At 71.0% G+C, this 22,763-nt stretch carries 19 protein-coding genes and 1 pseudogene; 14 read left to right on the top strand and 6 right to left on the bottom strand.

The annotated features are described in order from the left end of the window. The first annotated feature begins 28 nt into the window (after nucleotides 1-28). From ACQEVI_RS23640 to ACQEVI_RS23680, 9 genes are all read left to right on the top strand, one after another. The gene (locus tag ACQEVI_RS23640; RefSeq protein WP_432903671.1) at nucleotides 29-814 is read left to right on the top strand and encodes an ABC transporter ATP-binding protein; all 786 of its coding nucleotides are present in this window, start codon (nucleotides 29-31) and stop codon (nucleotides 812-814) included. Nucleotides 815-1,096: 282 nt separating this feature from the next. Continuing rightward, the gene (locus ACQEVI_RS23645) at nucleotides 1,097-1,525 is read left to right on the top strand and encodes an NfeD family protein (RefSeq protein ID WP_432903674.1); all 429 of its coding nucleotides are present in this window, start codon (nucleotides 1,097-1,099) and stop codon (nucleotides 1,523-1,525) included. 130 nt (nucleotides 1,526-1,655) lie between these two features. Next, nucleotides 1,656-2,834 carry an SPFH domain-containing protein gene (locus tag ACQEVI_RS23650; protein WP_432903677.1) on the top strand — a complete coding sequence of 393 codons (1,179 nt, stop codon included), beginning with the start codon at nucleotides 1,656-1,658 and terminating at the stop codon, nucleotides 2,832-2,834. Between the two features lie 148 nt (nucleotides 2,835-2,982). Then, a complete protein-coding gene (locus ACQEVI_RS23655; RefSeq protein WP_432903680.1) occupies nucleotides 2,983-3,744 on the top strand; it encodes a TetR/AcrR family transcriptional regulator in 762 nt (253 codons plus the stop codon). After that, entirely contained in the window at nucleotides 3,744-5,537 is a 1,794-nt protein-coding gene (locus ACQEVI_RS23660; protein ID WP_432903683.1) for an ABC transporter ATP-binding protein, read from the top strand. Before ACQEVI_RS23655 ends, ACQEVI_RS23660 begins: the two co-directional genes overlap by 1 nt. A gap of 101 nt (nucleotides 5,538-5,638) precedes the next feature. Next, on the top strand, nucleotides 5,639-7,549 hold the full coding sequence (locus ACQEVI_RS23665; protein ID WP_432906090.1) for an ABC transporter ATP-binding protein: 1,911 nt from the start codon (nucleotides 5,639-5,641) through the stop codon (nucleotides 7,547-7,549). A gap of 156 nt (nucleotides 7,550-7,705) precedes the next feature. Next, nucleotides 7,706-8,299 carry a hypothetical protein gene (locus ACQEVI_RS23670; protein ID WP_432903686.1) on the top strand — a complete coding sequence of 198 codons (594 nt, stop codon included), beginning with the start codon at nucleotides 7,706-7,708 and terminating at the stop codon, nucleotides 8,297-8,299. After that, nucleotides 8,299-8,529 carry a helix-turn-helix domain-containing protein gene (locus tag ACQEVI_RS23675; RefSeq protein ID WP_432903689.1) on the top strand — a complete coding sequence of 77 codons (231 nt, stop codon included), beginning with the start codon at nucleotides 8,299-8,301 and terminating at the stop codon, nucleotides 8,527-8,529. The genes ACQEVI_RS23670 and ACQEVI_RS23675 overlap by 1 nt, the downstream gene beginning before the upstream one ends. A 22-nt stretch (nucleotides 8,530-8,551) precedes the next feature. Continuing rightward, complete coding sequence (locus tag ACQEVI_RS23680) at nucleotides 8,552-9,859, top strand: endo-1,4-beta-xylanase (protein WP_432903692.1); 1,308 nt, start codon at nucleotides 8,552-8,554, stop codon at nucleotides 9,857-9,859. Nucleotides 9,860-9,993: 134 nt separating this feature from the next. Here the strand turns inward: ACQEVI_RS23680 and ACQEVI_RS23685 are convergent. After that, a pseudogene (locus ACQEVI_RS23685) lies at nucleotides 9,994-10,566 on the bottom strand (SDR family oxidoreductase); the annotation flags it as partial. Between the two features lie 101 nt (nucleotides 10,567-10,667). Between ACQEVI_RS23685 and ACQEVI_RS23690 the strand changes: the two are divergent. Both ACQEVI_RS23690 and ACQEVI_RS23695 read left to right on the top strand, forming a co-directional pair. After that, a complete protein-coding gene (locus tag ACQEVI_RS23690) occupies nucleotides 10,668-11,501 on the top strand; it encodes a helix-turn-helix transcriptional regulator (RefSeq protein ID WP_432903695.1) in 834 nt (277 codons plus the stop codon). A 15-nt stretch (nucleotides 11,502-11,516) separates the two neighbouring features. Beyond that, nucleotides 11,517-11,918, top strand: a complete 402-nt coding sequence (locus ACQEVI_RS23695; RefSeq protein WP_432903698.1) for a YchJ family protein — start codon at nucleotides 11,517-11,519, stop codon at nucleotides 11,916-11,918. A 58-nt stretch (nucleotides 11,919-11,976) separates the two neighbouring features. Here ACQEVI_RS23695 and ACQEVI_RS23700 read toward each other — a convergent pair whose 3' ends face one another. Beyond that, a complete protein-coding gene (locus ACQEVI_RS23700; RefSeq protein ID WP_432903701.1) occupies nucleotides 11,977-12,417 on the bottom strand; it encodes a MarR family winged helix-turn-helix transcriptional regulator in 441 nt (146 codons plus the stop codon). A gap of 141 nt (nucleotides 12,418-12,558) precedes the next feature. Here ACQEVI_RS23700 and ACQEVI_RS23705 point away from each other — a divergent pair, with 141 nt between their 5' ends. Continuing rightward, a complete protein-coding gene (locus ACQEVI_RS23705) occupies nucleotides 12,559-14,283 on the top strand; it encodes a tannase/feruloyl esterase family alpha/beta hydrolase (RefSeq protein WP_432903704.1) in 1,725 nt (574 codons plus the stop codon). A 55-nt stretch (nucleotides 14,284-14,338) separates the two neighbouring features. On the opposite strand, the gene ACQEVI_RS23710 is transcribed toward ACQEVI_RS23705, so the two are convergent. Together ACQEVI_RS23710 and ACQEVI_RS23715 are read right to left on the bottom strand one after the other, a co-directional pair. Beyond that, entirely contained in the window at nucleotides 14,339-14,950 is a 612-nt protein-coding gene (locus ACQEVI_RS23710) for a response regulator transcription factor (protein WP_432903707.1), read from the bottom strand. Continuing rightward, nucleotides 14,947-16,152, bottom strand: coding sequence for a sensor histidine kinase (locus ACQEVI_RS23715; RefSeq protein ID WP_432903710.1), 1,206 nt, complete (start codon nucleotides 16,150-16,152; stop codon nucleotides 14,947-14,949). Before ACQEVI_RS23715 ends, ACQEVI_RS23710 begins: the two co-directional genes overlap by 4 nt. Nucleotides 16,153-16,339: 187 nt before the next feature. Between ACQEVI_RS23715 and ACQEVI_RS23720 the strand changes: the two genes are divergently transcribed. After that, nucleotides 16,340-17,227, top strand: coding sequence for a hypothetical protein (locus ACQEVI_RS23720; protein ID WP_432903713.1), 888 nt, complete (start codon nucleotides 16,340-16,342; stop codon nucleotides 17,225-17,227). A gap of 86 nt (nucleotides 17,228-17,313) precedes the next feature. On the opposite strand, the gene ACQEVI_RS23725 is transcribed toward ACQEVI_RS23720, so the two are convergent. Beyond that, nucleotides 17,314-18,816, bottom strand: a complete 1,503-nt coding sequence (locus ACQEVI_RS23725) for an RICIN domain-containing protein (protein WP_432903716.1) — start codon at nucleotides 18,814-18,816, stop codon at nucleotides 17,314-17,316. A 115-nt stretch (nucleotides 18,817-18,931) separates the two neighbouring features. Here ACQEVI_RS23725 and ACQEVI_RS23730 point away from each other — a divergent pair, with 115 nt between their 5' ends. After that, nucleotides 18,932-21,835 (top strand): hypothetical protein, encoded by a 2,904-nt coding sequence (locus tag ACQEVI_RS23730; RefSeq protein ID WP_432903719.1) that lies wholly within the window; start codon nucleotides 18,932-18,934, stop codon nucleotides 21,833-21,835. On the opposite strand, the gene ACQEVI_RS23735 is transcribed toward ACQEVI_RS23730, so the two are convergent. Continuing rightward, on the bottom strand, nucleotides 21,810-22,439 hold the full coding sequence (locus ACQEVI_RS23735) for a sigma-70 family RNA polymerase sigma factor (protein WP_432903722.1): 630 nt from the start codon (nucleotides 22,437-22,439) through the stop codon (nucleotides 21,810-21,812). The genes ACQEVI_RS23730 and ACQEVI_RS23735 overlap by 26 nt on opposite strands. Nucleotides 22,440-22,763 lie beyond the last annotated feature (324 nt).

Below are 22,763 nucleotides of genomic sequence, written 5' to 3' on the forward strand. Positions count from 1 at the left end.
GACTGCTCCTCAGGTAAGGTCGGGACCCATGAGCTCGGTTCTCCAACTCACGGGCGTCACCGTCCGTCGCGGCACCTCGACCATCCTCGATTCCGTGGACTGGCAGGTGAACGAAGGAGAACGGTGGATCGTGCTCGGCCCGAACGGTGCGGGCAAGACCACTCTCCTCCAGATCGTCGCGGCGCGCCTCCACCCGACGTCGGGTACGGCGAAGATCCTCGACTCGACCCTCGGCAGGGTCGACGTGTTCGAGCTCCGCCCGCGTATCGGTATCTCGAGCGCGGCGCTCGCGGAGCGCCTCCCGACGGCGGAGACGGTGCGCGACGTCGTGCTGACCGCCGCCTACGGCGTGACCGGCCGCTGGCACGAGGCCTACGACGAGCTCGACGAGCAGCGCGCCAAGGACCTGCTGGCGCTGTTCGACGTCGACCACCTCGCCGACCGCACCTACGGCACCCTGTCGGAGGGCGAGCGCAAGCGCGTGCAGATCGCCCGCGCCCTCATGACCGACCCGGAGCTGCTGCTGCTCGACGAGCCCGGTGCCGGGCTCGACCTGGGCGGCCGTGAGGAGCTGGTGGCCGCGCTCTCCGAGCTCGCGCACGACCGGATGTCCCCGGTCCTCGTGCACGTGACGCACCACGTCGAGGAGATCCCGCCGGGCTTCACGCACCTGCTGCTGATGAAGAAGGCGGGCATCCAGGCAGCCGGGCCGATCGAGGAGGTCCTCACCGCGGACAACCTCTCGGCGGCGTTCGGGCTCCCGCTCGTCGTGGCGCACGGCGGCGGGCGCTGGCTCGCTCGCGCGGCCCGCTGAACCGGAGGCTGATCGGGCCGTTCGTCCGGCCGCTCGTCGCTCCGCCGGTCCGGTGTCGAATCGCGTGTGCTCAATACGGTCGGCCGGCGTCGTCGCTGAAATAGTCAGCGCGATAAAGAAATCAAGTCGAAACACCGACTTTGCTACCGCTGTGTCAGTGGACCTTGGTAAAGTCCGGGCAAAGGTCCGAGGTGGCGGTAGATTCACCGCGAGGACCCGTCGACGGAGAGGTTCCGTCGACGACCGGTCACCAGCCGGAGTGGAAGCTCGGAGGGAGCACCCATGGCCTGGTTGTGGTGGGTAGGCGCAGCGCTGATCTTCGCGCTGATCGAACTCTTGTCACTGGATTTCGTCTTCATCATGTTCGCGGGCGGCGCGCTGGCCGCGGGCGCGGCGAACGCGGCCGGTGCTCCGCTGTGGGTGCAGGCGATCGTCTTCGTCGTGGCATCCGTGGTGCTGCTCGTGACGCTGCGGCCCACGCTCATTCGTCACCTGCGCAACAGCACGCCGAAGGCGCCCACCAACGCCGAGGCGAACGTGGGGCGCACCGCGTCGGTGGTCCAGGAGGTCAGCAGCGCATCGGGACTGATCAAGCTCAGCGGAGAGGTGTGGAGCGCACGAGCCGTACCCGGCTCGCCTCTGCTGGCTGCCGGCACTAGCGTTCGTGTGGTCCAGATCGACGGCGCGACCGCCGTCGTCGAGCCGGCCTGAGGGCCTGGCGCCTGGGCGCGGCCTTTGCTGTTGCAGTCCCAGCGTGAAGCAGTACCAGTCGGAAGCTGCCGTTCCAGTCAGAAGCTTGAAACAGTCCGTGCGGGCCTAGGTGCCCGCGTAAGGAGATGTCGTGGAGTCATTCGGGCAAGTCCTGCTCTATCTGATCATTGCCCTGGTCGTGATCGTCGGTATCGTCGCGGTGATCCGTGCGGTGCGGATCGTTCCTCAGTCGGTGGCGCTCGTGGTCGAGCGCCTCGGTCGGTACTCGAAGACGCTCGACCCCGGCCTGCACGTGCTGGTGCCGTTCGTCGACCGGGTCCGCGCCGGCGTCGACCTGCGTGAGCAGGTCGTGTCGTTCCCGCCCCAGCCGGTGATCACCAGCGACAACCTGGTCGTCGAGATCGACACCGTCATCTACTTCCAGGTGACGGACGCCAAGTCCGCGGTCTACGAGATCGCGAACTACATCACGGCGATCGAGCAGCTGACCGTCACGACGCTGCGTAACGTCATCGGTTCGATGGACCTGGAGCAGACGCTCACCAGCCGTGACCAGATCAACGGCCAGCTCCGTGGTGTGCTGGACGAGGCGACCGGGCGCTGGGGTATCCGCGTCAACCGTGTCGAGCTCAAGTCCATCGAGCCGCCGCCCTCGATCCAGGGCGCGATGGAGCAGCAGATGCGCGCCGAGCGCGACCGTCGTGCCGCGATCCTGACCGCGGAGGGCATCAAGCAGTCCGCGATCCTGACCGCCGAGGGTGAGAAGCAGTCCGCGATCCTCACCGCCGAGGGTGACGCGCAGTCGCAGATCCTGCGGGCCGAGGGTGAGTCGCGCGCGATCATCCAGGTCTTCGAGGCGATCCACCGCGGTAACGCCGACCCCAAGCTGCTGGCCTACCAGTACCTGCAGATGCTGCCGCAGATCGCGAACGGCACGTCCAACACCACCTGGGTCATCCCCACCGAGTTCACCGCGGCGCTGGGCAGCATCGCCCAGGGCTTCGGCGGGACGCCGGGCACGCCGGGCATCCCGACGCCACCGAGCGACAACGGCCCGTCCGACGGCCCGCGCCCGACGGCGTCGGTGCTCGACAAGCCGCTGCTGCAGGACCCGAGCGAGGCGCTCGCCGAGGCGCAGCGTCAGGCCGAGGCCGCCGTGGCCGACGCGACCAGCGCGGGTACCCGGTCGGGCGATCCGTTCGACCCGAGCCACGAGCGCGGTCAGCGCCCGGCCGGTGGCACGACGCCCTCGCGTCCGACGCCGCCTCCGCCGGTGCCCCCGGCCCCGCCGGCACCGCCGGCTGGCTGAGCCTCAGCACAAGAGCGACGAAGTAGAGCGCCTGTCCGACTCTCCCTGGTGTCACGAGGGAGAGTCGGGCAGGCGCTCTACTTCGTCGCTCTTACGCTCCCCGGATAACGAGTTGCGGAGTGAGTGCTCACTCATTTAGCGTCGGGGCATGGACAACGCACGACGGCGGGCTGCCCCGATGGCGCCGGAGGACCGCAAGGCGGCGATCATCGACTCGGTGCTCCCACTGGTCGGGGAGCGGGGGGCCGACGTCACCTCACGCGAGCTGGCGCACGCCGCAGGCGTCGCGGAGGGCACCCTGTTCCGGGCGTTCGGCGACAAGACGGCGCTGGTCGGGGCGGTAGCGGTCGAAGGGCTGCACCGTGCGGCCGGACCCGAGCAGACGCTCGCCGAGCTCACGGCGATCGACTCGGCACTTCCGCTGGAGCGGCGGCTCGCGCTCGTGATCGAGACAGGCCGCGACCGGATGGCGGAGGTCATGCGGTGGATGTCGGTGCTCCGGCACCTGCGGGTGACCCTGCCCCCGGCCGACGACGACGCGACGCGCCGGCGGATGACCGAGTTCCGCGACGGGCTCATGGCCCAGCGCGCGAGCCAGCACGCGGCGACCGTCGAGGGTATCACCGCCGTCCTGGCGCCTGACCTGGACCGCCTGCGCGTCCCCGTCGAGGTGGCGATCTCGCTCGTCGAGTCGGCGATAGCCGGCACGCACCACCGGCTCGACGACTTGCTCCCGGCGGTGCCCGCCCACGTGCTGGCCGACGCCCTCGTGAACGGCCTCGCCGGTCCGACCGGGCCGGCGAAAAAGCCTGGCCCTGAACGCCCGGACGCAGCAGCCTCCGGTACTACGGCACCGGGCACCCCGAACCCTGGTTCTCCAGCCCCCAGCTTCGAAGGGAACTGTTTTTAATGCTTGTCACGCTTGCCCGAAGGTACTTGGGCCCGTACCGCTGGGCGGTGGTAGCGGTGCTCGTCCTGCAGCTGGTGCAGACGCTCGCGGCGCTCTATCTGCCCAGCTTGAACGCAGACATCATCGACGACGGCGTGGTGGTCGGCGACATCGGCCACATCTGGCGCACCGGTGGCTGGATGCTCGTCGTGTCGCTGGGCCAGGTCGTGGCCTCCGTCGTCGCCGTCTACTTCGGCGCGCAGGTCGCCACGGCCTTCGGCCGGGACCTGCGACGCGACCTGTTCCACACCGTCCAGACGTTCTCCGCGCGGGAGATGGCGCAGTTCGGCGCGCCGACCCTCATCACGCGCGGTACCAACGACGTGCAGCAGGTCCAGATGACCGTGCTCATGACCTTCACCATCATGGTGATGGCGCCGATCATGCTGGTCGGTGGTGTCATCCTGGCGCTGTCCGAGGACGTCACGATGTCCGCCCTCCTGCTGGTCATCGTGCCGGTGCTGGCCGCGACGGCGGGCGTCATCGTGTGGCGGATGGTGCCGCACTTCCGGCGCATGCAGAAGCGGATCGACGCCATCAACAGCGTGCTGCGCGAGCAGATCACCGGACTGCGGGTCGTGCGCGCGTTCGTGCGTGAACGCCGTGAGAAGGAGCGCTTCGGGGTGGTGAACGAGGAGCTGTACGACACCTCGCTGCGCGCCGGCCAGCTGATGGCCCTCACGTTCCCCGTGGTCATGCTCATCATGAACATGTCCTCGGTGGCGGTGCTGTGGTTCGGTGCGCGTGAGATCGAGGCGGGGGGCTTGCAGATCGGCTCCCTGACGGCGTTCCTGAGCTACCTCATGTACATCCTCATGGCCGTGATGATGTCCACGATGATCTTCATGATGATCCCGCGTGCCGCCGTCGCCGCGGAGCGGATCGGGGAGGTTCTCGAGACGAAGTCGTCGGTCGTCGACCCGGAGAGCCCGGTGCGGTTGGTCTCGACGAGCTCGGCCAGCGAGGAGGGCTCGGCCGGTGAGGGTGAAGGGCCGCGCGGCCGGGTCACCTTCGAGGGCGTCGAGTTCCGCTACCCGGGCGCCGAGGCGCCGGTGCTGCACGACCTGACGTTCGCCGCCGAGCCGGGCCAGATCACCGCGATCATCGGCTCGACGGGCGCGGGCAAGTCGACGCTGCTGAACCTCGTGCCGCGTCTGTTCGACGCGACGGGCGGGACGGTCCGCGTCGACGGGATCGATGTCCGTGACGTCACGCAGCGCGACCTGGGCGCGCTCATGGGGCTGGTGCCGCAGAAGGCGTTCCTGTTCACCGGGACCGTCGCGGACAACCTCCGGTACGGCAAGCCCGACGCCACCGAGGAGGAGATGTGGGCGGCGCTCGAGGTGGCGCAGGCCCGTGACTTCGTCGAGGCGCTGGGCAACGACGAGAACGGCAGCGGACTCGAGGCGGTGGTGGCGCAGGGCGGTGCCACGTTCTCCGGCGGGCAGCGGCAGCGGCTGGCGATCGCACGGGCGGTGATCCGCAGACCGCGGATCTACCTGTTCGACGACAGCTTCTCCGCGCTCGACTACGCGACCGACGCGCGGCTGCGGGCCGCCCTGCGGCCACAGACCCGCGATGCGACGACGATCATCGTGGCCCAGCGGGTGGCGACCATCCGCGACGCCGAGCAGATCCTGGTGCTCGACCACGGCCGCATCGTCGGCCGGGGCACGCATGCGGAGCTGCTGGCCGACAACCCGACGTACCAGGAGATCGTGACGTCCCAGATGAGCCTGGAGGAGGCGGCGTGAGCGGCGTGAGCGGGGAAGAGAAGACGACCAAGGCCGCGCCGTCGGCGCCACCCGGCCCGCCGAACCCGCGGTCGGGACCCGGCCCGATGGGCAACATGGGCATGCCCGTGCAGAAGCCCATGGACTTCAAGGGCTCGCTGCGCCGGTTCGCCGGCTCGCTGCGGCCCGAGCGGCTGAACGTCGTGGTCCTCATGGTGTTCGGGATCGGCTCGGTGGCGCTCACCGTGCTGGGGCCCAAGCTGCTCGGCGACGCGACGAACGTGATCTTCGCGGGCTTCGTGGGAGCTGGGCTACCAGCGGACCTGACCAAGGAGCAGGCGATCGAGATGCTCCGCCAGCAGGGCCAGAACCAGAGAGCCGACCTGCTGTCCGGCGTCCCCGGCGTCGTACCCGGGCAGGGCATCGACTTCACGCTGCTGGCGCAGACGCTCGGCTGGGTGGTCGCGGCGTACGTCGGGGCGTTCCTGTTCGGCTGGCTGCAGGCGCGCATCACCACCGGCGTCGTGCAGCGCACCATGCGGGACCTGCGCGACCAGGTGGAGGCGAAGCTGCACCGCATCCCGCTGTCGTACGTGGACGCCAAGCAGCGCGGCGAGATCCTGTCGCGCGTCACCAACGACATCGACAACGTGGCCCAGACGACCACGCAGACCCTCGCGCAGCTGGTCACGGCGGCACTCACCGTGGTCGGCGTGCTCTTCATGATGTTCTGGATCTCGCCGATCCTGGCGCTCGTCGCGCTGGTGACCGTGCCGCTGTCCGTGGTCATGACGATGCAGATCGCCAAGCGCAGCCAGCCGCAGTTCGTCGAGCAGTGGGCGGCCACGGGGCGGCTGAACGCGCACATCGAGGAGTCGTTCACGGGCCACGCGCTCGTGAAGGTCTACGGGCACCAGGAGTCCACCGCCGAGGCCTTCGCCAAGGAGAACGCCGCGCTGTACGGGGCGAGCTTCAAGGCGCAGTTCATCTCGGGCACCATCCAGCCCGCCATGGGGTTCCTCGCGAACCTGAACTACGTCATCGTCGCGGTCATCGGCGGGCTCCGCGTGGCGTCGGGCACGCTGTCGCTGGGTGACGTGCAGGCGTTCATCCAGTACTCGCGCCAGTTCACGCAGCCGCTCACGCAGGTCGCCTCGATGATGAACCTGCTGCAGTCCGGCGTCGCCTCCGCGGAGCGGGTGTTCGACCTCCTGGACGCGCCCGAGCAGACTGCCGACCCGGCAGACTCGCAGAAGGTGGAGCCGGTGCGCGGGCGGGTCGCGTTCGAGGACGTCTCGTTCTCGTACACGCCCGACCAGCAGCTCATCACCGGCCTCGACCTGGTCGCGGAGCCGGGCCAGACCATCGCCATCGTCGGCCCGACGGGCGCCGGCAAGACGACGCTGGTCAACCTCCTCATGCGGTTCTACGAGGTGGACGGCGGACGCATCACGCTGGACGGCGTCGACACGCGGGACATGTCGCGCGACGACCTGCGCTCGTCCGTCGGGATGGTGCTCCAGGACACCTGGCTCTTCAAGGGCACCATCGAGGAGAACCTGCGGTACGGGGTGGCGGACGCCGCGGTGGTGGACGAGGAGACGTTCCTCGCCGCCACCCGGGCCACCCACGTGGACCCGTTCGTGCGGACCCTGCCCGACGGGTACGACACCGTCGTGGACGAGGAGGGCTCGTCGGTCTCGGCCGGCGAGAAGCAGCTCCTCACCCTGGCGCGGGCGTTCCTCGCCGACCCGGCGATCCTGGTGCTCGACGAGGCGACGTCGTCCGTGGACACCCGCACCGAGGTGCTGGTGCAGGAGGCCATGAACCGGCTGCGCAAGGACCGGACGTCGTTCGTCATCGCGCACCGCCTGTCCACGATCCGCGACGCCGACGTGATCCTCGTGATGGAGCACGGCGACATCGTGGAGCAGGGTTCGCACGAGGACCTGCTCGCGGCCGACGGCGCGTACGCGCGGCTGTACGCGAGCCAGTTCGCGGCCCCGATCGTGGAGGAGCCGGCGGCGACGTAGGTCACTGGATCACGAACGACCATGCACCTGCTGCCAAGCCGACTTCCGTTCTGGCAGCAGGTGCATGGTCGTCTTCGTCACCGGATTCGTTGACCGCTTCGGCATATCGTGTTTCGATAGTATCGATAAACGATATGCCGACAAGAGGAGACGATGATGGTTCAGCGATGGCTCAGCAATCCGAGACCGGACTTCGTTGTACTGGCGCTCGCGGGCGGCCTGACGGTTGTCGCGGGGATCGTGGCGATCGTCCGGGATCTCGTGCGGATCCTGCCCAACCGGGACGTTCCCGTGACGGTTGACCTCGCCGACGTGCCGCACGAGCTGCTGGTGAACGGCGCGGTCGGCGCGGAGGCCACCGAAGCGGTGGTCCGCGTCTCCGGCCTCGGTCCCGCGCCGTTCGGGGTGGTGCTAGCGGCCGCGCTGCTGCCTGCGATCACGCTGCTGGTGGTCGCTGCCTGCTTCACAGTGCTCGGCGGGTCCTTCTTCCGGGGCGAGTTCTTCACCCGGGCCAACCTGGTGGCGATCAATACTGCTGCGGCGACCCTGGTGCTGGCCTCGGTCCTCACCCCCTCGCTGGCGGGCACGGCGTCGAGCAGCGCCCTGGAGAGCCTCGACGCCGTCACCGGTCAGTCGGTGGTGCTGGGGCTCGACATGTCGTTGTTCCTGGCGGGCTTCCTGCTGGCCGCCGTCGGCTATGCGTTCCAGCGCGGCGCGAGCCTGAAGCACGACACCGAGGGCCTCGTCTGATGCCCGTCGACGACGACGAGGCTCGCGTCCACTGCCGGCTCGACGAGCTGCTGGACGAGCGCGGCATGACACTGGCCAAGCTCGCGGAGCTGGTCGGCGTCACGGTGGTGAACCTGTCGGTGCTCAAGAACGACCGCGCCCGGGCGATCCGGTTCTCCACGCTGACGGCGATCTGCGACGTGCTGCGGTGCGAGGTGGGTGATCTGCTCGTCGTGACTCCACGAGAGTGAGGGCCGCCGCTAGGGTCGGCGCGTGACCTCTCTCTTCACGGCGCCCGACGAAGGACGCACGCCCGACCCGAGCCTGGCGCACCGCCGCGCCGATGCGACCGTCGCCCTGCGTGGGCCGGACGGCGTGCCGCTGGCCGACCACGACGTCGTCGTGCGGCAGACGCGGCACGCGTTCCTGTTCGGCTGCATCGGCTTCGACCTGATCGACCTGGCGAACGGCACCTCGCGGGACCCGGAGTACGACGGCCGCCTCGCCGACGCGTGGTTCGACGTCTTCAACCAGACCACGCTCCCGTTCTACTGGGGCACGTTCGAGCCCGAGCGCGGGGCCCCGCGGACGGAGCCGCTGCTCGGCGCGGCGCGCTGGTTCGCCGAGCGCGGCGTCGTGGTCAAGGGGCACCCGCTCGTGTGGCACACGGTGCAGCCGGGCTGGCTCCGGGGCCTGCCCGACGCCGAGGTGGAGCGCCTCCAGCGAGACCGCATCCGGCGCGACGTCGCGGCGTTCCGCGGCGTGATCGACACCTGGGACGCGATCAACGAGGTGGTGATCATGCCCGTGTTCACCGCCGAGGAGAACGCCATCACGCCCCTGGCACGGGTCAAGGGCCGCGTGGAGATGATCCGGATGGCGTTCGAGGAGGCGCGCGCCGAGAACCCGGGTGCGACGCTGCTGCTCAACGACTTCGACATGTCCACGGCGTACGAGTGCCTGATCGAGGCGGTGCTGGAGGCCGGGATCCGGATCGACCGGCTCGGCTTACAAAGTCATATGCACCAGGGGTACTGGGGCGAGGAGAAGACCCTCGCGATCCTGGACCGGTTCTCCCGGTACAACATCCCGATCCACTTCACGGAGACGACGCTCATGTCGGGCGACGTGATGCCCGCGCACATCGAGGACCTCAACGACTGGCAGGTCGAGTCGTGGCCGTCGACGCCGGAGGGCGAGGCGCGCCAGGCCGACGAGGTGGAGCGCCACTACCGCACGCTGCTGTCGCACCCGGGCGTCGAGGCGATGACGTACTGGGGCCTGTCCGACCGGGGCATGTGGCTGAACGCCCCAGGCGGACTGCTGCGGGAGGACGGTTCCCGCAAGCCGGCGTTCGACCGGCTGCGGGAACTCGTCAAGGGCGAGTGGTGGCTGCCGCCCACGACCCTGCGCACCGACGCCGAGGGCCGGGTGCGGTTCGGTGGCTTCCTCGGGGACTACCGCATCGAGGCGGCCGACGGCGGTGGGGTGGCTGAGGTGACGCTGGCCGAGGCGGGCGCCGTCGGCGTGACCGCCGCGATCGGTTCCGACGCGTTCAGGGCGTCGACCACCTGGTCGTAGTCGCCCCGGACCTCGCCGTAGCGCAGGAACTTGACCCGCTCGACCTGGATCTCGTGCGCGTCGGGCTGGGCCTCGAGGAGGCTCATGGTCTCGTCGGCGTACTCGTCCAGCGGCATGGCGTGCGGGTCCTCGTCGTGGCCCGGCATGAGCGCGGTCTGCACGGACGGCGGCACCAGCTCCGTGACGGACACGCTGGTGCCCGCGAACTGCAGGCGGATCGACTCCGACAGCATGTGGATCGCGGCCTTGCTCGCGTTGTACGTCGGAGTGACCCGCAGCGGGGCGTGGGCCAGGCCCGAGGACACGGTCAGGATCGTCGCGTCCGGCCGGGACTGCAGGTGCTCGGTGAACGCGGCGATCAGCCGGATCGGGCCGAGCACATTGGTGGTCACGACGGCCTCGGCGTCCGCCAGGAAGTCCGGCGTGCGCCAGTTCTCGGCCCGCATGATCCCGGCCATCGGCACCAGCACGTTGACGTCGGGGAACCGCTCGATCACCTCGGCGGAGGCCGTCCGGATCGACTCGGGATCGTTCGTGTCGATGCGCACGCCGGCGAGACCGTGGTCGGCGGCGAGGGCGTCCAGCGCCCCGGCGTCGCGACCGCCGACGATCACGGTGTTGCCCTTGGCCTGGAGCCGCAGGGCGAGGGCGAGGCCGATACCGCGGGTCCCGCCGGGAACGAAGATGGTGTTACCGGTGATGTTCATGTCCCCACCGTGCGCCGCCCGGGCCGACGGCGGGAGAGACCCGGTGAACCAGGGACCCGCGATCCCTGGCTCCCGCACGCGGCGCGGCGCACGATAGGCAGATGAACCGTGCAGCCCTCGCCGACTTCCTCCGCCGACGCCGGGAAGCCCTGCGCCCGTCCGACGTCGGGCTGGTGCCGGGGCCGCGGCGTCGGGCACCGGGACTGCGCCGCGAGGAGGTAGCGGCCCTGACCGGGATGTCCGTGGACTACTACGCGCGGCTGGAGCAGCAGCGCGGGCCGCAGCCGTCCGAGCAGATGCTCGCGGCGCTCTCCCGCGCCCTGCGCCTGACCGTCGAGGAGCGGGACTACATGTTCCGGCTCGCCGGCCACGGGGTGCCGCGGCGCATGCCCCTTGAGTCCCACGTGGCGCCCGCCCTGCTGCGCGTGCTGGACCGGCTCGAGGACACCCCGGCGGTCATCCTGTCGGGGCTGGGGGAGCCGCTGGTGCAGAACCGGCTCGCCGAGGCGATCTTCGGCACGCCGCCCGAGACAGGTCTGGCCCGCAGCTCCGTCTACCGGTGGTTCATGGAGCCCGACTCCAGGAACGTGTACCCGCCCGAGGACCACGAGCGGCAGGGCCGCAGCCAGGTCGCCTCCCTGCGGGCCGCCCACGGCGCGGCCGGGCCGGGCTCGCCCGCCGACGAGATGCTGCGCGTCCTGCTGCGGGAGAGCCCGGAGTTCGTCCGGATGTGGGAGCTGCACGAGGTGTCGCGCCGCTTCGAGGACCACAAGACGCTGGTGCATCCCGAGCTCGGCCGCATCGACGTCGCCTGTCAGGCACTCTTCACCGAGGACCAGTCACAGGCGCTCCTGGTGCTGACGCCCGAGCCTGGCAGCGAGGCCGAGGAGAAGATCCGCCTGCTGGCGGTGCTGGGGCACGAGACGTTCGCGTAGTGCGAAGATCACCTGGTGCACGACGACGAACGCTGCCCCTGCCTGTCCGGCGACACCTACGGCGCCTGCTGCGGGCGTTACCACTCCGGCGCCGCCACCGCCCCGACCGCCGAGGCACTGATGCGCTCGCGGTACTCGGCGTTCGCGGTCGGCGACGAGGCCTATCTGCTGGCCACGTGGGCGCCCCCGACCCGGCCGGACACCGCCGGGCTGGGCGACGAGCAGTGGCGCCGCCTGGACGTCCACCGCACCGAGCGGGGCGGGCCGTTCGACACCACGGGCGTCGTCGAGTTCACCGCCTTCTACCGGTACCCGGCCACCGGCGCTCGCGGCAGCCTGCACGAGACCAGCCGCTTCGTCCGTGAGGGCGGCCGCTGGTACTACGTCGACGGCGACCGAGAGGCGAACGACCGTTAGCTCCAACGCCGTTCGGTGAGGCGCCGTCGGTGGGTTTCAAGCAGGTGACCCGGCCGCGTCAGGCGGGGAACGCCAGGCGGGTCAGCAGCGCTCGCAGGACGGCGCGCTCCTCCGCTTGGAGCCCGCCGAGCATGGCGTCCAGCGCCCGACGGGTGGCCTCTGCCGCCTCCTCGTGCAACTTCCGGCCTGCTCCGGTGGCTATCACGACCTTTGCACGGCGGTCCGTCGGATCCGGTTCGCGCGTCACGAGGTGGCGCTCCTGCAGGTCGTCGACGAGAGCGACCACCTGGCTCGGGTCGAGACGCAGGTACTCGGCGATGTCTCGCTGCGACAGGCGCCCCTCGTCAACAGCGAGTGCCAGGACTGAGAACGAGCGAACGCGCAGACCGAGCGGCGCGAGCGCGGCATTGGCCGCCGTGAGGGAGTGAGCGTTCGCTCGCGCGAGCAGGAAGGCGGTGTCGGCCTGGAGGGAGTGTTCGCTACGAAGCTGGCTGGTCACGGTCCGACCCTACACAATAGGCGTTCACAATTATTGACATTCTCAATTGAATGCGCTGTGATGGCGGCGATCGACGGAGATCCCTGTGACGCTTGATGCTGCCTCTTCGTCGCCCGTGTGCCCCTCGACGAGGAGGAACCCATGAGAATGTCACCACGTGGAGCCGCTGCGGCCTTGGCGGCCGCCGCACTGCTCCTGGCAGGTACCCCGGCCTACGCGCAACCGCCGGCGAGCGCGCTCACCGGCCCCGCCCGTCCTGGCCCGCTGCTGGAGTGCGCGGCTCTCGTCCAGCTCGAGCTCGACGGGACCGAGATCACCTCCGCCGAAACAGTTCCGGCGGGGGAACTGGCTCATGCCGGCGTGGCCGTCGGCGAGCACTGCCTCGTCCGTGGCCGGGCGAACGAGCGAACCAGCCAGGTCGACGGCCAGACGTACGCCATCGGCTTCGAGATGCGACTGCCGGCAGACTGGTCGGGGCGCTTCCTGCACCAGGCCAACGGCGGCCTGGACGGGAACGTCGCGCCGGCCGTCGGTTCGTTCACTGGCGGCCAGCTCCGCAACGGTCTGCAGATGGGCTTTGCCGTGCTCAGCTCCGACGCCGGACACGGCGCCGCACAGAACCCGCTGTTCGGCCTCGATCCGCAGGCTCGGCTCGACTACGGGTATCAGGCCGTCGGGACCCTCACGCCGATCGCCAAGACGATCGTCAAGGCCGCGTACGGTCGCGGCCCCGACACCTCGTACTTCGCCGGCGGGTCGAACGGCGGGCGCCACACGATGGTGGCCGCGGCCCGCTACGCCGACGAGTACGACGGATTCCTCGCCGTCGCGCCGGGCTTCAACCTCCCTCAGGCCGCCGTCGCCCAGATCTGGGGCGCACAACAGTGGAACACCCTGACCGCCGAACCGGGGAAGCTGGCCGATGTCTTCACACCCGCCGAGCGGCAGTCCGTCGTCGACGCGATCCTCGCGCGCTGCGACCGGCTCGACCGGCTCGCCGACGGCATGGTGCAGGACAGCGCCCGCTGCCAGAAGGTCTTCGACGTGCGCCGGGACGTCCCCACCTGTGAGGCTGAACGGGACGGAAGCTGCCTGACGACCGCGCAGAAGGATGTCGTCGTAACGGTCTTCGCGGGAGCCACGACATCCACCGGGGAACGCATCTACACGTCCTTCCCGTACGACGCCGGCATCACGAACGGCGACTGGGCCTCATGGGAACTGTCGCTCAGCGTCTTCCTCGACCCGATGGCGGTCGGGTTCGTCTTCTCGAACCCTCCGGAGAGCCCGGCGATCCTCGCGGACCTCCCGGGGTACGCCCTGTCCGTCGACATCGACGCGAAAGCCCAGGAGATCTACCGGGCGAGCGGAATCTACGACCAGAGCGCCATGCGGTTCATGACACCACCCGATCCCGCACGCCTCGACGCCCTCCGCAAGACCGGCGGCAAGATGATCGTCGTGCATGGTGCGTCCGACGCCGTGTTCAGCGCCGACGACACCGCGCGCTGGTACGAGGAGCTCGACGCGGCGAACCGGAACCGCGCGGGACGGTTCGTGCGCTACTTCGAGGTTCCAGGCATGGCTCATGTGAGCGGTGGTGCCGCGACCGACCAGTTCGATGGCCTCGGCCCGCTGATCGCCTGGGTGGAGCTGGGGCACGCCCCGGACAGGATCGTCGCCTCGGCCCGCGGAACCGGCAACGCGGGCGGCGTGAACCCGGAGGTCCCAGCCGACTGGGCTCCCGACCGCACCCGACCGCTGTGCCCGTACCCGTCGGTCGCACGGTATGTCGGTGGCGACCCCGAGACCGCAGGCAGCTTCTGGTGCAAGCGTTCCTCAGGCGGCCCCAGGAGCGCCGGCTGACCGATCACCTTCGACACGGACTCGGCGAGCCGCCCGCCCCCGGTCACCGCGAGCGCTAGATCCAACCTTCTTCCCAGGCGCGGTGTGCCGCGGCGTGGCGGGTGGCGACCCCGAGCTTGGCCATCGCCGACGACAGGTAGTTGCGCACCGTCCCGGGTGCGAGGTGCACGGCTGCCGCGATCTCCGAGACCTGGGCGCCGGTGCGGGCCTCGCGCAGCACCTCCAGCTCGCGGTCCGTCAGCGGGCACTCGTTCTCCGTGAGCGCCGACGCAGCGATCTCCGGATCGACGTACCGGCGCCCGACGGCGACGTCGCGCACGATCTGCGCCAGCCGCGCGGCCGGCGTCGACTTGGGCACGAACCCGCTCACGCCCGCGGCAAGGGCGCGGCGCAGGACCGCGGGCCGGGCGTGCCGCGTCACGATGATGACGTGGGGCGGCGTGCCGTCGGTCCGGGCCAGGATCTGCGCGGCCGCGTGCAGCCCGTCGGTGGGCGGCATCTCGAGGTCGAGCACGGCGACGTCGGGCCGGTGCTGCTCGGCGAGCCGCACGGCGTACGTGGTGGTGGCGGCCTGAGCGACTACCTGGAGGTCGTCCTCGAGGTCGAGGAGGGAGCAGAGGGCTCCGCGCAGCAGCTCCTCGTCGTCGGCCAGCAGCAGGCGGATCATCCGGTCACCGTAGCCGTGACCACGAACCGGTCGCCCTCGCCGGTCCACGAGAGGTGCCCACCGACGGCGTCGAGCCGTTCGGCGAGGGACACCAGGCCCGTGCCGTCACCGCCTCCGGCGGACCCGCCGTCCAGGTCGGCCGGCTCGCCGGCCGGACCTGCCGGACGGGCGCCGTCGTTGTCGATGACGAGGCGGGCGCCTGCGCCGTCGGGCACCAGGACCATCGACGCACGCGTTGCCCGGCTGTGCCGCAGCAGGTTGGTGGTGGCCTCGCGCACGACCAGGCCGAGCAGGCTGCGGGGCCCCTGCGGCAGGCTCGCGGCGAGGTCGGCGTCGACGTCGGCCAGGACCTCCACGCCCGCCGCCGCGAGGACCTTGGACGCGTTGGCGATCTCGGCGTCGAGGGTGGTGCGCCGGTAGCCCTGCACCAGGGCGCGGGTCTCGCGCAGGGCGTCCCCGGCGAGCTGCTGCACCTCGCGCATCGTAGCGGCGGCCCGCGCGGGGTCCGCCTCCGCGAGCCGCGCCGCGAGCTCGCTCTTCAGGGCGATCACCTGCAGGTGGTGGCCCTGGATGTCGTGCAGGTCGGCGGCGAACCGGAGGCGCTCGTCGGCGACGGCGAGCTGTCCGGCGAGCCGCCGGGCGTCGTCGAGACGAGCCGCTACCTGCCAGCCGCGCAGCATGCCCAGCATCGCCGGACCGAACGCCAGCACCATGAGGGCGGGCATCCACACGGCATGTCCGACGTCGGGTTCGCCGGTGGCCAGCGCCGTCGCCAGACCGATCGCCGGCAGGACGACCAGGGCGGCACCCAGCGCCGACCACGCTCGCCGGGCGGGCAGGAACATCACCAGCACCGAGAGCGTGGCGGCCGGCGCGATCGACCAGATCCCGAAGTTGCCGAGGGCGAGCGGCACCGCCGCGGCGGTCCCCGCCGCGCCGCCCGCGGCCACGAGCCAGCCGGTGGACGGCGCCTCGTTCCGGACCCGCCGCGCCAGCAGTACGCCGCACGCCACGATGGTGGCCGCCGTCGACAGGCCGGTGAGAGCGCGCAGCCCGGCCGGGACGTCCGGGTCCAGCACCCAGTCGCCGACGGCGAAGCCCAGCACGCATGCCACGGTCCCCGCGAGGCCCCACCAGATGTTGCGGCGGAAGCTCGCGAGTCCGTTGCCGTCGTCGTCCACGACGGTCGGGGTGCTGCTCATGGCGCCATCCTGCCAGCGCCGACGCCGCCGCGGGGCGGGCCGCCGGGCCCCGATGACATCTGTCATACGAGGTAGTGACATGTGCTCGTGCCCGGGTGCGGTCCGGCACTACTGGCCGCGGTCGCCGTCGGACAGCGTGGATGCCAGTGCGGCGAGGAGCGCCGCTGGGAGCCAAGGAGACGGAGACATGACGGAGACGACGACGGTCCACGCAGGAACCCACGCAGGAACCCACGCGGCAGCCCACCACACCGCGCCCACCACACGGTGGCGGAAGGCGCTGCGGTTCGTCGCGCACCTGGTCGAGATGGTCGTCGTGATGGTGCTCGGGATGATGCTGCTGGCACCGGCGTGGGACTGGGCGGGCGCGGCCGTGGGGATCGAGGCGCTGCTGGCCCGGCCGGACGTCGGCGCGGTGGTGATGGTCCTGGACATGGTGGCGGCGATGACGGTGTGGATGCGGGTGCGGCGGCACGGCTGGCCCGCGATCTGGGAGATGAACGCGGCGATGGCGGCGCCGTTCGCGGTGCTGCTGGTGCTGTTCTGGGCGGGCGCGACGAGCGCCGGCGACATGATGCTCTGGGGTCACGTGCTGATGGTCCCGGCGATGGCCGGCGCGATGCTGCTGCGGCCGGCCGAGTACACGGAGCACGTCCACGGGTTCGACCTGGACTGGCTGCGGGAGCGGTGGCCGGTGCTGATCGGGCTGCTGCTCCTCGTCGGCACGCTCGCCGGTGCGGGTGCCGGCGGCGGTGTGCCGACGTGGCTGGTCTTCGCGATGGCCCTGGTGTACCCGGTCGTGGGAATGCTCCGGAACAGCATCCGGGGGCGGTCGATGGTGCTGCTGCAGGCCGTCGGGCTGGCGGTGTTCGCGGGGATCAGCGTCTTGGCCGCCGTCCTCGTGGGGCAGGACACCGGGGCGTATGTGCTCGCGGTTGGGCTCGTGGGGCACGGCGTCTGGGACGTGTTCCATCACCGGGCGAACGCGGTGGTGTGGCGCTGGTACGCCGAGACGTGCGTCGTCTACGACGTGCTGCTGGCCGGCGCGGTGCTCGCGTCGACACTGGGCTCCTGACCGTCCGGAGAGCGGCGGAGCTGTCAGACGTACAGATCACGGGAGTGACCTGTACGTCTGACACGTGCGTCAGGTCGCGGGCAGGGTCACAGGGTCCAGCGCTGGTTCGCGCCGCCGTTGCAGGCGTACTGCACGAGCCGGGTGCTGTTCGCCGTCGACGAGGCGGGCACGTCGAGGCACTTGCCCGAGTGCCGCGCCACGAGCTCGGTGTAGCCGCCGCTCACGCCGCGCAGCTGCCACTGCTGGTTGGTGCCGCTGCCGCAGGTGTACTGGATGATCGCCGCGCCGTCGGTGGTCGCGGCGTTGTTCACGTCCAGGCACTTGCCCGAGTGCTGCGCGACGACGTTGTGGTACCCGTTGCCGAGGTCGTGCAGGGCCCACTGCTGGTTCGACCCTGCTCCGCAGGTGTACTGGGCGATCTCCGCGGCGTCGGCGGTCGACGCGCTCACCACGTCCACGCACTTGCCGGAGGCCTGGTTGACGATGTCGGTCACTGTCGCCGTGGCGCCGCCGTTGCCCGCGTTCGGATCGACGTCGTCGCCCCACGCCCAGCGCAACCGGTTCGCGCCGGAGACGCTGCGGACGGCGAGCGAGAGGTTCATGCCGCTGCCGCTCTTGATGTACATCGAGTACCCGTCGTACCCGATGTTGCCGGTCTTGCCGCCGATCCCCGGCCAGTAGGTGCCGCCCATCCCGGTGTCGCGCATGACCTGCGTGACGGCGCGGATGTGACGCACGAAGTTGTTGGAGCTGTTGGCGTCGCCGTAGTTCAGGCCCTCGTTCATCGCGCCGCCGAACTCCGTGACGACGGTCCGGGAGGCGCAGCTGCCGAGACGGGTCGTGATGTGGCTGCGCCAGCCGTCGTAGGTGTTGTCGCCGTAGAAGAACGCGTAGTGGTGGAAGGACAGCAGCGTCGCGTCGAAGCGGCTGTCGTTGCAGATGTCCCGCAGGTCCTGGCTGTAGCCGGTGCCGCCGATCAGGGTGCGGGCGGGCACCGCCGAGTAGTGGTAGCTGAGCCAGTTCGCGGCGACGTCGCGCCACTCCGCCGAGCTGTAGCCGTGCGGCTCGTTCATGGGCTCGAAGTACACCTGGGTGTTGGAGCCGTACTGGCTGGTCACGGTGGACCACATGGTGTTGAACGCGGCCATGTTGGTGATCCGCCCGCCGGAGGCGGCGCCGTCCTCCCAGTAGGCCAGGATGACCTTGAACCCCCGGGCGGTCGCGGCGTCGATCGCGCCCCGGTAGTTGTTCCACCAGGCGGTGCCCACCGTGTGCGTGTTGATCGGCAGGCGCACCGTGTTGATGCCGAGGCTCGACTCCATGTCGTCGTACACGGCGTTGGCCTTGGCCTGGACCGTTGCGTAGCTGTCGGAGCTGCTGAGGCCGTCCAGCACGAGGGGTCCGGTGCTGAAGTTGTCGCCCAGCACCGCCCAGTTCATGCCGCGGAACTGGCTGGTCGCGGCGGTGGCCGGTGCGGCGGTGGACAGCGCGGTGACCGGCAGCAGGACCAGGGCGGCCAGCAGGCTCATCAGGATCCGGAAGGGTCGTCGAGCGGGCGGAGTGGTGCCATGACGATGACGTGCGTTCATGGTGTCGACCTATCTCGTGCTTCGTTGCACGTAGCAGGGCTGCGGATGAAATGCGCAGTGCATATTAACGTTAACATCGGGAGAATTGCTACCTTGCGCGCTAGTTTTGGGCGCTATGGAGAGCGCGCCGTCCGGCACCCCCACCAGCCCGCAACCCCACATCCTCGAGCTGCGGATCCACGGCATCGCGAACGCGCTGCCGTACGGATCGCTCGACCTGCCGCGGGGCGAGGTGGTCCAGTCCGACGGCGACGCCCTGGGCAGCTTCTGGACGCCGACGCCGGACGCCGAGGCCCGGGACAAGGCGCTCCCGCCGGGACACGTTCGCGCCATCCGGCCCGACGTGCGCCGCGAGGCCTACTCGTGGAGCGCGATGGCGCGGCTCGGCGGCCTCCCGTTCGGTGGCGTGCTCGGCGTCCTCGGGACGGTGGCGGTGCGGCTGCTGTGGGCGGCGATGATCCCGTTCGGCCTGGCGAACGCCGCGTACTGGGCGCGGCGCATCCCGGCCCCGGCGGCCGGTGCGCACGAGCCCGGCGCATCCGGGCCCGGCGCATCCGGGAGCACCGCGCACGAGCCCGGCGCCCGCCGTCCGGCGGCCGGCACCCTGCGGCCCGAGGCGACCGCCGCGCTGACCCGGGTGTTCGCGCTCGGCCTGACGCTCCTGTTCGTGTCCGCGGTGGCGACGGTCGCGCTGTCCGTGATCGGGACGCGGTGCATCGGCCTGGCGACGGCGGCGCCCGACTCAGTGGTCCCCGTCTGCGCGCGCATCCCCAGCGCGCTGTACGGCCTGGCGCGGATGGACGTCGGCGACCGGTTGGCCGTCCTGTCGCTCGTGCCGGTGCTCCTGGTCACGGTGCTGGTCCTCGTGGCGCACAGCGGCCAGGTCCGGTTCGAGTCGAAGTTCTCGTCTGTGCGCGCCGGGCGCACGGTGCCGCCGTGGGGCCCGCCGCTGCACCGCGCGGGCTTCTGGTCCCAACGCACTGGCTCGGGTCTGCTGTGGGCCCACCTCGGCGCGGCTCTCGCCCTGACCGGGCAGTACCTCACGTGGACGCGGTACGCCGACGCGGGGTTCCCGATGCCCGGTCTGCCCGTGGCCGGCCTGGTGGTGATCCTCGGCGCGTGCGTGTTCGTCGCCCTGCGCACGGACGACGACGGCGTCCAGGCCGTGGTGCCCCGCGCGAAGGCTCGGGCCGGGATCGTGGTGTTCGTGGCCGGGCTGCTCGTCTGGCTGCTGGCCTGCTGGGCGTGCTTCGCCGGCCCGAAGCCCCCGAGGATGCCCGCCCTCATCGGACTGGACCTGGTGCCCGCCCTGCTCGGCGTCGGGCTGTGCGGTATCGCCGCGACCGGCCTGGCCTGGCGCACCACGCGGAGCGCCCAGGGGGTCGCGGCGTGGAGCCTCGTGCCGGTGGTCGCCACGGCGTGCGTCGCGTTCGTGCTGGTGACCGAGCCGGACGGCCCGCTGCGTCACCTGCTCGTCGCGGTGGCCGTGCTCGCGATCCTGAGCCCGGTCGCGGTGGTGCTGGCGGCCGTCGTGCTGCGGCGTCGGCGGTACGAGGGCTGGAACGGCGCCGGGCCTGGCGTGTTCCTGCTGGTCTCCGCCGCGGCGGCGGCCGTGTACTCGAGCCTGCTGGTGCTCGGCGTGCAGTGGTTCCTGCGCAGCGGCGAGGCGGCGCCGCCGAAGCCGCTCGGCAACGGCCTGGTCGGCCTGCCCCGCGACGTGCCCGAGACCGAACTCGTGCGGGTCCCGCCGATCTACACCGAGTTCGGCACGGCGTCGGTGGTGATCGCCCTGGTGTTCGTATTGCTGGTGGGCGTGGCGCTGACCGGCCCGTACGTGATGGACGCCCTCCGCTCGCGGGACCTGTGGATCCCGCGGGCGCCCCGTACCGCTGGCCTGCCCTACGGTCCAGCGGTCCCGGCCTGGCGCGCGGTCGCCGAGGCCCCGGACACCGACGGCGGTCCGAACCCCGTGCTGGAGCGGGTCCTGCGCGGCCGGAAGGTCGCCGCGATGTCGCACCGGGCGGAGCTCGCCGGGGGTGCGCTCGCCGCGGCGTGCTACGTCGCGGCCCTGCTGGCGCACGTCCCGCTGATCACCCAGCACAGCGACACCGGCACCTATCAGACGCCGCTGTGGCTGTCCGGCCTGGCGGTGCCGGCCCTGGGCGTGCTCGCGGCGACCCTGGTGGCCAGCGCCCTGGCGGGCACCACGGGCGGCGGACCGTCGCGCCCGTGGGGCCTGGTGTGGGACCTGATGTGCTTCCTGCCGCGCAGCGCCCACCCGTTCGGCCCGCCGAGCTACGCCGAGCGCGCGGTGCCCGAGGTGCGCTCGCGGGTGGATGCCTGGCTCACCGGCGCCGACATCGCCGACGACGCCGAGCGCGAGCGGGTGGCCCCGACCCGGCGCGTGGTGCTGTCCGCGCACTCGATCGGTGCCGTGCTGGCCGGGGCCGTCATCCTGATCCGTGCGGGCAACCCGGTGCCCGACACCGTCGACGGCCGGCTCGGCCTCCTGTCGTACGGCACGCAGCTGCGCCCGTTCCTGGGCCGGTTCTTCCCGGACTTCCTGGGCCCGACGACGACCGGCACGCCACCGTGCACCGGGCCGGCCTGGTCGGCGGACCCGTGGGGCGGGCAGGTGCGGGCCGCTCGGGCGGCGGTGGGTTCCGGACTCGGGGCGGTTCCGGCGGCGCCGTTGACGCCGGAACGCCCCGAGCCCGGCTCGGGGGAACAGGTCACGCTGATGTCACTGCTGACCTGCGGTGCGAAGCCCGCGTGGGTGAACCTGTGGCGGCGCACCGACTTCATGGGCTTCCCCGTGGTGGGTTATGGGTCGAACGAGGTGGACCGCGGAGCGGAGGAGATGGACCGGTCGGCCTATCTCTTCGCCGTGGCCGCCCACTCGGGCTACCAGTCGTCGTGGGCGTACCACGTGGCGCTGGACGAAGTTGTCTCTCGGCTGACGCCGGCTGGGCCTTCGGGCGCCCAGCCGGCGGTCACGCGGCGAGGGGAACCGGGCTGACGACGTCGCGCAGCCTGGCCAGTGCGCTCTCGAGGATCTGAGCCACGCGCTCCTTGGTCACGCCGAGGCGGCGGCCGATCTCGTCGAGGGTGCGGGTGGTGCCGTCCAGGAGGCCGAAACGCATCTCCAGGACCCGGGCCTCCACGGCGTCGAGGTGCCGCAGGGCCTGCCGGACGCGGCGGCGCAGCATCGTCTGCTCGGGGGTGGGGCCGCTCTCGCCCGGCGACTCGGCCTGCTCGGCGGCGGCGACCGCACGGACGATCGAGCGGCGTACCCAGCGGGTCGCGTAGGCGGCGAACGTGCCGTGCGCGGGGTCGTACGAGTCGGCGGCGCGCACCAGGCCGACGTTGCCCTCCTGGACAAGATCCATGAACGGCAGGCGGCCCGAGTAGGTGCCCGCGACGGCCGGGACAAGACGGAGGTGAGCGAGGACGAGACGCTCCTTCGCGTATTGCCCGTCCTTGACCCGCGCTTCGAGCTGTATGCGGAAGCTGGGGGAGACCGCTGTGGAGTGAAGGGTGCGTGCGGCGTCTGCTCCGGCGACTGCTCGCTCGAGGAGAGACTCGAGCTGCGCGTCGTCCAGCGACGGCGTCCGCTCGATCATCGCAGCGTAGGACTGGGGCAACGCGGGGTGCGGACTGTGTTCCTTGCTGCGGCGTGCACGGGATGACCGGGCAGTTCGGGTAGTTCTCATCGCAACTCTCCTCACGAGCGGGACGAACTTTCCTTGCCCGGAGCATATGGAGTCTTGGGGCTCGGGGGAAGCGGGGAGGATTTCGCTCTGAGAGATAACGGGACGATAACGGCATGCCAAGGTCGTTCCGCGCGCAACCCGCGTTCCAGTCATGTTTCAGGCGCGTTCCAACCGCGTTCCGACCGCGTGACGCAACCGGGTGACAGTGCGGGGGTGTCCCGGGAAGCTCGTGCC

It is taken from the genome of Promicromonospora sp. CA-289599, assembly GCF_050936155.1.
GTDB lineage: Bacteria > Actinomycetota > Actinomycetes > Actinomycetales > Cellulomonadaceae > Promicromonospora.